We start from the raw sequence: 11,790 nt of genomic DNA on the forward strand, positions 1-11,790 counted from the left end.
TTATTTATAGACAAGTATTCTAATTGTATACTTCCTTTACAAATTCGTCAAACGTTACTTTCTTAGTTTTAAGGTTTACATTTTCCTTAAAGAAGGTAAGCATTTTTTGATTCATAAGTTGTTCAGAAAGTCTTTTTACCTCTTCTTGGTTCCCAAGAATACGTGCTGCAATGTCTTCTAACTCTTTATCTTCAGGATTCATTTGACCATATTGCATCATCTGCATTTTGATCATATCCTTTGTATAATCTTTTAGTTCTTCAAAAGTAACTTGTAGATTATTCTCTTGGATAAGTTTTCCTTCTATAAGTTGGTAACGTAATCCTTTTTCAGAACGATTATACTCTGCTACAGCTTCTTCCAAAGTCATTGGATTCTCTCCAGTAGATTGGATCCACTTTTGAAGAAATTCTGCCGGTAAGTCAAATTTTGTTTCTGCTATAAAGTGCTCAGTAACATCATTCATTAACTGCTGATCGCTTTGCTGTTGAAATTGTTTTGCAGCATCTTCTTTCATTTTCTCTTTAAGCTCAGTCACTGTTTTTACAGTATCTTTTCCATACAACTTATCAAATAGCTCTTGATCAAACTCTGCAAGTTCTCTTGAATTTATTTCTGAAATTGTAAAGGTGACTTCTGCATTTAACTCTTTTGCTTCCTCTTCTGTCTTCTTAAACGCATTTTGATAACTATGCGCCTGGCTAAAAAGTCCTTTTGTTTTTACAGTGATCACATCTCCTACTTTTGCTCCAATAAAAGCGTCTGTATTTTTCTTCCCTTTAAGTTGTGCTATTTCAAAGGTAGCGGTGTTATCAAGTTCTAATTCTTCATTTGCAAAGACACCTGTGACTTCGCTATTTTTTGCTACTTCATTTTGAGAAGTCAGTTTACCATACTGTTTTTGTATTGTTGTTAACTGATTCTCTATCATTTTATCGTCAGCGTAAATCTCATAGCTTCCAATCGCCTTTTTGGGCTTTAGATTGATCTCAAATTTAGGAGCCATCCCTAATTCAAACTCGAAGCTGTAATCATCTAAACTCCAATCAAAGTCTTCTTGATTTTTTGGAAGAGGATTTCCTAATACATCTAACTTTTCTTCAGAAAGAAATTTACTTAAAGCATCTTGCAATATTTTATTTACTTCATCTACACGAACTGCCATTCCGTATTGTTTCTGAACAAGTCCCATAGGTACATGTCCTTTTCTAAATCCTGGAATATTTGCTTTTTTTCGGTAATCTTTTAAAATAGATTCCACTTTATCTTGATAATCATCTTTTGCTATATCTACCTTTATGATAGCATTAAGCTCGTCGATTTGCTCCTTTGTAATGTTCATTATTCTCTTAATTTAAGGGGGCAAAAATACGTTTTTTTTTGCACCTCAACAATGTTTTAATTTCTTGTATTCAGTTGTTTCACATCTTCTTTAAGGAATTGAAATAAAATACTTTGGAATATACTCAGCAAAATACTAAAGAGTATGGCTATCCAAAAACCACTAACTTCAAAGCCTTTAATAAAATAATCTACTAATAAAATAAGTACTGCGTTTATAACTAATAAAAACAGTCCAAAAGTTAGTAGCGTAATAGGTAATGTCAGAATTACGAGTATAGGTCTTACTACAAATCTTAAAAAAGCTAATAAAATAGCAACCCAAAGAGATGTGACAAAACCATCTACAGAGACTCCTGGCAATACATTTGCCAGAATGAGTACTGCGATAGTCGTTAATATAATTTTAAGAATAGATTTCATAATGATTTTAATAAGGCAAATAGAATACCAAAAAAAAAGATGCACTAAATAAGTGCATCTTTTACTTTTTTATAGGCAATAAACTGTCATTTAGTCATTACTTATTGTTATGGAAGAAAAATTCCCAATATCTACACCTGGTATATTAGAACCATATTTAGAATTGATAGCATCTAGAATTAGATTTGCCGTAAATGCATACCCTCTAGGTGTTGGATGAACACCATCTAAAGAAAATCCTCCTCCTGTAACAAATGTAGATGTTAAAACACCTCCATTATAGGATACTCCTCCGTTTGCTACTTGTTGTAAACCTGTACGTGCATCTGCAAAAGCAAGTCCATTTGCACTTGCTACTGCTTGGATCGTTGCATTGTATGACGCTTGTGCCACAGCTACTCTAGCTTGCTCTGCTACAGTTAATACAAACTGATCTGCTAAAGGCACAGATACTCCATTGATTAATGTAGGGTCATTATTTACTGTGGTACCTAATACACCAGCGGCGGTTAATGGTAATATATCTGCACTAGTAGCTTGACGTAACTGTCCTAATAAATTAGCTGTCGCAGCATCAAGATTTACTGGTGGCCCTTGAAGAATAGCGCTTACATCTGTAAGATCATCATCTGTCATAATTGGAAAATTCACTCCCTCTACAAAATTAATGGTACGAGAAGCTGCTTCTTCAGCTGTAATGATACCAAAACTAACGAGTGTTGGCAATACTACCGTATTATACAATCCAAAATTATCATTTAAAAACGTAGCCGTAGGTGCATCTAAAGGAATAGACTGTGTTGGCACTGTTGTAAAAAACGGAATAGAAGTTACATCTGGGATATTAACAAGTACACCATCTGCTCCGCCAGCTACTAATGTTTCTACCATCTGAGAATAAGCACCTGCAAATACATTAGGATCTGTAATATCATTACTTGCATAAGTAGAAGGATCAAAATTACCAGTTTGGTCTACACCAGATCCTCCAGAAGTAGCATATCCTAAGATATCATTATTTCCTATCCAAAGAGAAAAGAAAGAAGGATTCTGAGCAACTGCATCTCCAATTACGGTTGCATCTGAAGAAGAAGCAAATCTTACAAAGTAAGGGTTTGCACTTATTGGCGTTGTTGTTAAGCCTGCTATATTACCGTATCCTGGGAATAATAAGTCAAAACTTCTTGCTCCTGGAACTCCAACATTGTTAAAAGGTCCAGAAAGAATATTTGAAACCTCTGTTGTAGGAGATTGGTTGATGATTGCTGGTCCTGGATTTCCATTCTCGTCTGTAGCAAGTACAAAACGAGGATTGAATCCTGGTAATTGTAATCCTCCTAATAACAATCCTCCTATATTATCATTCATAAGAGGTTGTGTAAATGAACCTCCACCTGCAAGCGCAAATTGTTGCGCCATAATATTAGGATACGAATTTTCTTGTCCTGTTCTATATAATGTCCCATCTGCAAATCCAGCAGTAAGAGAATTTCCTACAGATACATAGTTAGAGAAATCTGCTTCTCCACTTGTATAAAAGTTATTTTCGTCAATAGGGGTGTCAAATTCTGGCTCACAAGCCACAAACCCAAACCCTAATGAAAGAACTGCTATATATTTTATATAATTTTTCATCATTGTTTTTTATTTAAAGTTTATAACTTAAACCAATTCCTGGCGCAAAAGCACTTGACTTATACGTTCCTCCAAAAGGTGCTGGTGTTCCGTCTGTCTCTGTAAATGCATCGTAAGAAGCATCAATCTCTTTGAATCGTAAGTATAAGAAAGAAGCATCTATAGCAAATTTATCATTGATATTGTATGTAAATCCTCCAGTAAATCCATTAGAATCATTACGTGGTGTTTCAGGAGCAAAGAACCCAGCTTGTACAGGTGATTCATCAAAATAATATCCCACTCTAAGATCAAATTTCTTTGAAGGTGAATATTGTGCTCCAAAACGATACGTACTTGCATTTTTATAATTACGAGGGTTTATAGACTCTAAAGCCACAGAACCATCTGTATTCAAAAATTCAAGATCAAGAGAGTTATACGCACTCCACTCTGCATAGTTATAATCAAAAGCAAGTAACCATTTTTCATTAGGTCGGTAAGAAAGACCTACTGTCCACTCTGCTGGTAAAGGTAATGATGCTGTAAAATCAAAAGTTCCATTGGCAATAGGTGCAAGAGGTGAGTTAGGCACATTAGAAAATACGGCCTCTCCGTCTCCAGCTTCTACTTCTACATCTATTAATGAACGGTAGTTAAATCCTAACTTCCATTTGTCTTGATTATCTAAGTTTAATAAGGCCCCCACAGTCCATCCAAATTCTAAGATACCACTTGCATCTATAGTAACGTTAGATCTGTTTCCTTCTAAATCTGTTAGGTTTCTACTTAGATTACGATTAAAGTTTACAGACCCTATAGCAAGGATAGGTCCCCCTCCAATACTGAATCTATCTTCTACTACTTCCCAAGAAAATGAAGGCTGTACGTAGATCGCTTGTAACTCTATATTATTAACAAGATGTGATCCTGCCCAATCTGTAGGATACTCTACTGTACTTCCATAAGGTGTATATACAGCAAGACCTAATGCAAATTTTTCATTTAACTTATAACTTGCGTATAGATACAATGGAGTACCTACTGGACTATCGGTTTGTGTTGCCTGTCCAAATTGTTCGTTTTGAAATGCCACATCAGAAAAAACACCAAATCCTCCTACAGAGATATTGAGCTTATTTTCCAAATGAACTAATCCTGCAGGGTTAAAAAATGCTAATTCTGCATTATTTACTACCGCAACTCCTGTATGACCCATAGCTAATGCTCTGTTTCCCTGAAGACTTACACGGTATCCACCAGCATAAGTAACAGCACAAACGAGCATAAGTACAAATACACTTACTACTTTTCTCATAAAATTAATTTAGGTTAAGATTTTTATTGTTTTCTCAAAAGAAACCACGCAAAAATAGGATATTTTTAAGTTTTTACAATTTATTAACGTACTTTATTATGCGTACATAGTAAAATTTTACAAAAATGCCATAACTTCTTTATAAAACTGAGCGGGGTTTTCAGCATGTAGCCAATGTCCTACTTTTGGGATTGTTGTTAATTTTGCTTTCGCGAAAGCGGAAAAAATCGCATCCTTATCTTCATCAAGAATATAATTGGAAGCTCCCCCTCTTAAAAACAACGCGGGCTTGTCAAAAGAATAATGAGATGGTAATGCCTCTCCGACACGTTCAATCTCATTGATTAACACTGGCAGATTTACTCTAAGCCCTAAAGTACTCTTGTCTACCCAATAGAGATTTTTTAATAAAAACTGGCGCACGCCTACCTCCTTAATATATCGTGACAAGAAAGCATCAGCTTCTTTTCTTCCTTGTAATGCCTCCTTATTATTGGATAATGCAGAAAGCCCTTCAAGTATGATTTGATGGTGTTGCGGATAAAATTTTGGTGCTATATCTACCACAATCAGTTTTGAAACCAATTCTGGATACATGACAGCAAAAAGCATTGCTGTCTTCCCTCCCATAGAATGCCCTATTAAATGAATAGAAGACAGTCTTTTTTCTTCGCAATAGTTCTTGAGGTCACGCGCCATGAGTTCATAGCTGAAATCATCACTATGAAAGCTACGCCCATGATTGCGTTGATCTAAAAGATGCACCTCATATTCCTGTGTTGCAAATTGCTTTGCAAGTGTTTTCCAATTGTCACCCATACCCAGAAAACCATGCAGAATAATAAGTGGCTTTCCTTCTCCTATGATATTAGCGTGTAGTATCATGAACCTAATTTTTTAAGGTATTGTGCAATCACACTTTCAAAACCTTGATATAATGCTTCTGACACTAATGCATGACCTATTGACACTTCTAATAATTCTGGAATACTGTTTTTAAAGTATGCAATATTTTCTAACGAAAGATCATGTCCTGCATTTATACCAAGTTCTAACTCATTTGCCACAAAAGCGCTCTCTATATAAGGGCGTATAGCATCTTCTTTATTTGAAGGATACAGTGTTGCATAACTTTCTGTATATAACTCAATACGGTCTGTTCCTGTAGCTTTTGCGCCCTCTATCATCTTCTGTACAGGATCTACAAATATAGACGTGCGGATACCTTCACTTTTGAATACTGCAATCACATCCTGCAAAAATGATTTGTGCTGTATCGTATCCCATCCTGCATTGCTAGTAATTGCATCTACGGCATCTGGAACTAGTGTTACTTGTGTTGGCTTCACTTCTAACACAAGATCAATAAATTTTTGAACGGGGTTTCCTTCTATATTAAACTCGGTAGTCACGATCTCTTTGAGATCACGGGCATCTTGATATCGTATATGTCTCTCATCAGGCCTTGGATGTATTGTGATCCCCTGTGTTCCATATTTTTCAAGATCAGCAGACACTTTTAGGAGATTTGGTACATTACCTCCACGTGCATTACGAAGCGTTGCTATTTTATTTACGTTTACACTTAATTTTGTCATTATGAATAATGGTATAAAATTTGAATACAAAAATACGAAGACGCTAACGCTAGCCCAGTTATTTTTCATTATTTTGCACTATGAGTATTACAGATTTTATAATTAACGATATTAAACCTGTCTCTGAAAAAGAGTCCATAGGTGAAGTACAAACTATTTTTAGTCAGACAACGCTCTCTCACGTTCCTATTCACAGGGATGGTACATACGTAGGCTGTCTCGCTGAAAATGACACACATTGCTATGATGCTACCTGTATTATTTCTGAATATGTGCATGCGTATCAACATTTTTTCGTCCGATACGAAACTAATTGGCTAGATGTACTTGAAACATTTGCTCAAAATAGTGCTAACATTATGCCTGTACTTGATGAAAAGAACACCTATATAGGATATTACGAGTTGGCAGATGTTATGAATTTCTTTAATAACACACCATTTATAAGTGAACCAGGAAGTGTGGTCATCATAGAAAAAGGGATACAGGATTACTCTTTTAGTGAAATAAGTCAGATTGTGGAGTCCAATGAAGGTAAAATTTGGGGTGGCTTTATTTCTAAAATCGAAAATGATGTTGCTCAAATCTCCATAAAAATTGGACGTTCTAATTTTAATGATATTCTCGCAGCATTTAGAAGATATAATTACACTATTGTTTCTAGTCACCAAGAAGATACTTTTATTAAAGATTTAAGAAAACGCTCTCAATATTTAGAAAAGTATCTTAATATATAAATCCATGAAAATAGGTATTTATGGTCAATTTTATCATAAAGAAGCAGCGCTTTATGTGCAACAACTGCTGGATATTTTAGATAAAAAAAAGATCGAAGTTATTATTGAAAAAAATTTTCTTAGACTTATTCATGAACATGATGCTATTGATAAAAATTACCGGCATTTTAGCACATTTGAAGAATTAGACACTAGTTATGACTTATTTTTCAGTATAGGAGGAGATGGCACCATACTCAAGACAGCAACATATATAAGAGATCTTTCTATTCCTATTGTTGGCATTAATACAGGAAGATTAGGTTTTCTGGCTACGATCAAGAAAAAAGAAATTTCAACTTCTATAGACAAAATTCTTGCAGGTGACTACACATTATCTAAACGAAGTCTGTTACAGGTTACAATAGACGATGAGGTAGACGTTTTTGGAGATATCAATTTTGCGCTTAATGAAATTGTAGTAAGTCGTAAAAACACGACATCTATGATTTCTATAGCTACGCATTTAAACGGAGAATCTCTTACAAATTATTGGGCTGACGGACTCATCGTATCCACCCCTACTGGCTCTACAGGATACTCATTAAGTTGTGGAGGTCCCGTTATTATACCTCACACATCTAGCCTAATCTTAACACCTATAGCTCCCCATAATTTGAATGCCAGACCTCTTGTTATACCAGATGATACTGTCATTACTTTAAAAGTTTCTGGAAGAGAAAAGCAACATCTAATATCATTAGACTCAAGAATAGCCACTTTAAATAATGAAACAACCATTACTTTAAGGAAAGCACCATTCACTATCCGTTTAATCAATTTAGAGGGAGAAAGCTTTTTAAAAACCCTGCGAGAAAAACTACTATGGGGAGAAGATAAACGCAACTAGGCAATAATTTTCAATAATCATTGTTAACTCTGTGTGTAGTATGGACATATTTTAACCATTCTTTTACTAAAAGAATCACATCTCAAAAATCATTATTTTGATAGAATGGTCTCTACCCGCACATTATTGTTATATTTGCAAACTTTTACAGCTATATGAGGTATTTGACGATTGTAATAATCGCCATTTTTTTAGGCTTTAACGCTCAAGCACAAACTTACGAAGTAGGTTTGTATGCAGGAGGGTCAAATTTTATAGGAGATGTTGGATCAACAAGTTACATTGCTCCAAACTCCCCTGTTATAGGTGGTATTTTTAAATGGAATCGTAGCAAGCGACACTCTTTTAGATTTACTGCACTTTTTACACAATTAGAAAGTGCAGACTCACAAAGTGATGAATCAAGAAGGCAACTTCGCGGATATTCATTTAAAAATAGTGTAAAAGAAGTTTCATTAGGTCTAGAATACACATTCTGGGATTTTGATATGTTTAATAGTAGAAATCCTTCTACACCCTATTTATATACAGGATTTACATATTTTAATCACGATGAGTTAGCCCTTAATGGTAACAATGTTCAGAAAACTGGTACTGCTTGGGATTTTGCAATTCCAATGGTATTAGGATATAAAGCTGTTATTGGATCAAAATTTGTACTTGCCTTTGAAATAGGAGCAAGATACACGTTAACAGATAATCTGGACGGTAGTGCCCCTGAAGATGATACTAATGGGACATTGCGCTTTGGAAATATAAACAATAATGACTGGTACATGTTTACAGGATTTACCTTGACGTATACCTTTGGACGCAAACCATGTTTTTGCGCATTCTAATAATGAGATGGATTTTTTAGATCAAATTAACCACGACAAATTACCACGTCACATTGCTGTGATCATGGATGGTAATGGTCGTTGGGCCAAAAAACAAGGATTACTGCGAGCTGCCGGTCACAAAAGAGGTACGCAAGCGGTTAGAGAGACCGTTGAAGCTTGTGCCGAAATCGGAATTGAACATCTGACGTTATATGCCTTTTCTACAGAAAATTGGAATCGACCAAAAAAAGAAGTAGATGTCTTAATGAATCTACTTGTATCTTCTCTTAAAAAAGAAATCAAAACACTCCAAAAAAACGATGTTTCATTAAAAGCTATAGGCAATATCGAAACATTACCTCAAAAAGCTCAAAAAGAGTTAAAAGAGGTCATGGAGCAAACAAAAGATAACAAAAGATTAAGAGTTACATTGGCGCTAAGCTATGGCGCTCGTGAAGAAATCCTTAAAACCGTAAAGGAAATAAGCATTAAAGTTAAAAATAACATAATTTCGCCCGATGAGATTGATGAGTCTTATATTAATAAGCATCTTTACACCCACGATATGCCGGATGTTGATTTACTTATAAGAACAAGCGGAGAGCAACGTGTTAGTAATTTTTTATTATGGCAAATAGCATATGCAGAGTTTTACTTTACAGATGTACTATGGCCTGATTTCAAGAAAAAGAATTTACATGAAGCTATTTACAATTACCAGAAAAGAGAACGAAGATTTGGAAAGACAAGTGAACAAATTCAATAACTTAATAAATCAAAGCTTGATATTAAAAAAAATTACTTTTGTACTGCTATTATTTACAACTGTAGTCTCGCAAGCTCAGAGAGATTTACCTCTAGATCCAGAAGTTAAGTATGAGATCGGTAATATCACTGTAACAGGAACCTCTACCTATAACGAAAATACTGTAATCACATTTACAGGCCTACGTTCTGGAGAACGTATCTATCTTCCTGGAGAAAAAATAAGTAATGTCATAAAAAAATTATGGGCATTAGAATTATTCTCAGATATTAACCTATATGTTACAGATGTAAGAGGTGATGTCGTTGATCTTCAACTTGATATTAAGGAAGTTCCTGAACTAAATGAAATAAAATTCAAAGGAATTAAAGAAAAGAAAGGCAACACTTTTATTAAAGATAATAGCTTAAACAAAGGAGCTAAAGTCACTGAAAACCTTATCACAACTACAAAAAACTACATTGAAAATACCTACAAGAAAAAAGGATATTACAATGCTAAGACCTTTATAAATGTAATTCCTAAAGAGGATTCTACATCAAAAAATAAGGTGAACCTCGTAGTAAACATAGACAAAGGCTCTAGAGTAAAAGTAGATGAAATCATATTTGAAGGGAGTGAAAAAATAAAAGCTAAAAAACTTAGACGTGCTATGAAAAACACGAAGAGAAAAAATCCTCTTCGTTTTTACAAACGCTCCAAATTTATCCGATCTGATTATCAAGATGATAAAAAAGCTATCATAGATAAATATAAAGAGAATGGATATAGAGATGCTCGTATTGTATCAGACACCATTATTAAAAATGATGATGATGGTATTACCTTAAAACTTTCTATTGAAGAAGGAAAAAAATACTATATAGGTGATATTGATTTTATTGGTAACACAGTATACTCTGACGCACAACTTTTAAGACAATTGGTTTTAAAGAAAGGTGATGTCTATAATGGAGTTTTATTAAAAGAACGTATCCAAAAAGAAGGAGATCCTGATGCAGATGACCTTGCAAACCTTTACCAAAATAGCGGTTATTTATTTTCAAACATTAATGCTGTTGAAACTGGCGTCGAAAATGATACTATTAATTTTGAAATTCGAATCTCCGAAGGAAAACTAGCATACTTTAACAGAGTTGAGGTAAAAGGAAATGATAAAACAAAGGATAAGGTAATTTATAGAGAACTTTTGACAAGACCAGGACAACAGTATAGTAAACAAGCTGTAGTCTCTACGATTCGTCAGCTTGGACAACTCGGATTTTTCGATCCGCAACAGCTTACTCCTGAATTTAAAAACTTTGATCAAATAGGAGGTACTGTAGATTTAGAATACAATGTTGTAGAGCAGGGAGCTAGTCAGATAGAACTACAAGGTGGTTTTGGAGGTGGTGGTTTTGTAGGAACGTTAGGATTATCTTTTAATAATTTCTCTATACAAAACATCTTTAACAAAGAAGCCTATAAGCCTTTACCTATGGGAGATGGTCAGCGTTTTTCATTAAGAGCTCAAGCCAGTCAATTTTTCCAGACTTATAGCATCTCACTTACAGACCCTTGGTTTGGAGGAAAAAAACCAGTACAATTGTCGGTCTCATTATCACATACGATACAATTTCAATTTAACAACAATGCAACTAGTGCAAGGGATCGTGTCAATAGAGATAGCAAAAATATTATTACGGGAGGATCTATTGGTCTGGCAAAACGTTTAAACTGGCCTGATCGACTTTTTACATTATCTCATGCTATCAGTTATCAAAATTTCAATTTAAAGAATTTTAATACTGGGCTATTTACTTTTGGAAATGGATCTTCTAAAAACTTAGGATATACTATTGGCCTTAGTAGAAATAACACGGCTAATAACCCAATATTCCCAGTATCAGGTTCAGAGTGGAGCATTACTGCCAAACTTACGCCACCCTATTCGCTATTTAATAATGTAGATTATAAAGCGTTAGCAGAAGACAGACTTGTAGCATTAGAAAATCAAGATTCAGATGCGCTTGGAGAAATAGATCAAGAGCGATTTAACTTCTTAGAATTTTACAAAGTAAAATTTAATGGAAGTGATGATGCTAAAAAACTAGAAAAAAGAATTAAAGATATATTTAAAGATGATCAAAAAGTTACAATTAGATATCCTGAAAATTCAGCAAGTGGATTAAAGAGAATTATTAATAATTTTTCACAGTTTTTATCATTAGTTTCTATTAGTGCGATGCTAATTGCTGGAATTGGAATAGCAAACACTCTTCTTTCATTCATCAATCAAAATAA

11 protein-coding genes are annotated in these 11,790 nt (G+C 34.4%); 5 read left to right on the forward strand and 6 right to left on the reverse strand.

Translation table 11 applies throughout. From position 1 onward, the window contains the following. Positions 1–19: 19 nt before the first annotated feature. The 6 genes from tig to Q0505_RS15685 all read right to left on the reverse strand — a co-directional run bounded on the left by tig (position 20) and on the right by Q0505_RS15685 (position 6,294). Positions 20–1,342 (reverse strand): trigger factor, encoded by a 1,323-nt coding sequence (tig, locus tag Q0505_RS15660; protein WP_299214808.1) that lies wholly within the window; start codon positions 1,340–1,342, stop codon positions 20–22. 56 nt (positions 1,343–1,398) lie between these two features. After that, positions 1,399–1,764, reverse strand: coding sequence for a phage holin family protein (locus Q0505_RS15665; RefSeq protein ID WP_299214810.1), 366 nt, complete (start codon positions 1,762–1,764; stop codon positions 1,399–1,401). A gap of 90 nt (positions 1,765–1,854) precedes the next feature. Further along, entirely contained in the window at positions 1,855–3,402 is a 1,548-nt protein-coding gene (locus Q0505_RS15670) for a G-D-S-L family lipolytic protein (protein ID WP_366519431.1), read from the reverse strand. 10 nt (positions 3,403–3,412) lie between these two features. Then, the gene (locus tag Q0505_RS15675; RefSeq protein WP_299214812.1) at positions 3,413–4,696 is read right to left on the reverse strand and encodes an outer membrane protein transport protein; all 1,284 of its coding nucleotides are present in this window, start codon (positions 4,694–4,696) and stop codon (positions 3,413–3,415) included. Between the two features lie 117 nt (positions 4,697–4,813). Next, positions 4,814–5,581 (reverse strand): alpha/beta fold hydrolase, encoded by a 768-nt coding sequence (locus Q0505_RS15680; RefSeq protein ID WP_299214814.1) that lies wholly within the window; start codon positions 5,579–5,581, stop codon positions 4,814–4,816. Further along, the gene (locus tag Q0505_RS15685; protein WP_299214816.1) at positions 5,578–6,294 is read right to left on the reverse strand and encodes a pyridoxine 5'-phosphate synthase; all 717 of its coding nucleotides are present in this window, start codon (positions 6,292–6,294) and stop codon (positions 5,578–5,580) included. The genes Q0505_RS15680 and Q0505_RS15685 overlap by 4 nt, the downstream gene beginning before the upstream one ends. An 80-nt stretch (positions 6,295–6,374) precedes the next feature. Between Q0505_RS15685 and Q0505_RS15690 the strand changes: the two genes are divergently transcribed. From Q0505_RS15690 to Q0505_RS15710, 5 genes are all read left to right on the forward strand, one after another. Further along, a complete protein-coding gene (locus tag Q0505_RS15690; RefSeq protein WP_299214818.1) occupies positions 6,375–7,031 on the forward strand; it encodes a CBS domain-containing protein in 657 nt (218 codons plus the stop codon). A gap of 4 nt (positions 7,032–7,035) precedes the next feature. Continuing rightward, positions 7,036–7,920, forward strand: a complete 885-nt coding sequence (locus Q0505_RS15695; RefSeq protein WP_299214819.1) for an NAD kinase — start codon at positions 7,036–7,038, stop codon at positions 7,918–7,920. A 155-nt stretch (positions 7,921–8,075) separates the two neighbouring features. Continuing rightward, on the forward strand, positions 8,076–8,759 hold the full coding sequence (locus Q0505_RS15700) for a DUF6089 family protein (RefSeq protein ID WP_299214822.1): 684 nt from the start codon (positions 8,076–8,078) through the stop codon (positions 8,757–8,759). A gap of 7 nt (positions 8,760–8,766) precedes the next feature. Beyond that, complete coding sequence (locus Q0505_RS15705; protein WP_299214823.1) at positions 8,767–9,507, forward strand: isoprenyl transferase; 741 nt, start codon at positions 8,767–8,769, stop codon at positions 9,505–9,507. Then, positions 9,440–11,790 (forward strand): POTRA domain-containing protein (locus tag Q0505_RS15710; RefSeq protein ID WP_299214825.1); only part of this gene is annotated, 2,351 nt, incomplete at its 3' end. The genes Q0505_RS15705 and Q0505_RS15710, both read left to right, overlap by 68 nt.

The organism is uncultured Dokdonia sp. (genome assembly GCF_937910895.1).
Classification (GTDB): domain Bacteria; phylum Bacteroidota; class Bacteroidia; order Flavobacteriales; family Flavobacteriaceae; genus Dokdonia.

What these genes read in the sequence shown, in the direction of transcription:
- Q0505_RS15700 (WP_299214822.1), top strand. Translation starts at nt 8,076, where the DNA reads ATGAGGTATTTGACGATTGTAATAATCGCCATTTTTTTAGGCTTTAAC.
- Q0505_RS15705 (WP_299214823.1), top strand. Translation starts at nt 8,767, where the DNA reads ATGGATTTTTTAGATCAAATTAACCACGACAAATTACCACGTCACATT.
- Q0505_RS15690 (WP_299214818.1), top strand. Translation starts at nt 6,375, where the DNA reads ATGAGTATTACAGATTTTATAATTAACGATATTAAACCTGTCTCTGAA.
- Q0505_RS15685 (WP_299214816.1), bottom strand. Translation starts at nt 6,294, where the DNA reads ATGACAAAATTAAGTGTAAACGTAAATAAAATAGCAACGCTTCGTAAT.
- Q0505_RS15670 (WP_366519431.1), bottom strand. Translation starts at nt 3,402, where the DNA reads ATGATGAAAAATTATATAAAATATATAGCAGTTCTTTCATTAGGGTTT.
- Q0505_RS15695 (WP_299214819.1), top strand. Translation starts at nt 7,036, where the DNA reads ATGAAAATAGGTATTTATGGTCAATTTTATCATAAAGAAGCAGCGCTT.
- Q0505_RS15680 (WP_299214814.1), bottom strand. Translation starts at nt 5,581, where the DNA reads ATGATACTACACGCTAATATCATAGGAGAAGGAAAGCCACTTATTATT.
- Q0505_RS15675 (WP_299214812.1), bottom strand. Translation starts at nt 4,696, where the DNA reads ATGAGAAAAGTAGTAAGTGTATTTGTACTTATGCTCGTTTGTGCTGTT.
- Q0505_RS15665 (WP_299214810.1), bottom strand. Translation starts at nt 1,764, where the DNA reads ATGAAATCTATTCTTAAAATTATATTAACGACTATCGCAGTACTCATT.
- tig (WP_299214808.1), bottom strand. Translation starts at nt 1,342, where the DNA reads ATGAACATTACAAAGGAGCAAATCGACGAGCTTAATGCTATCATAAAG.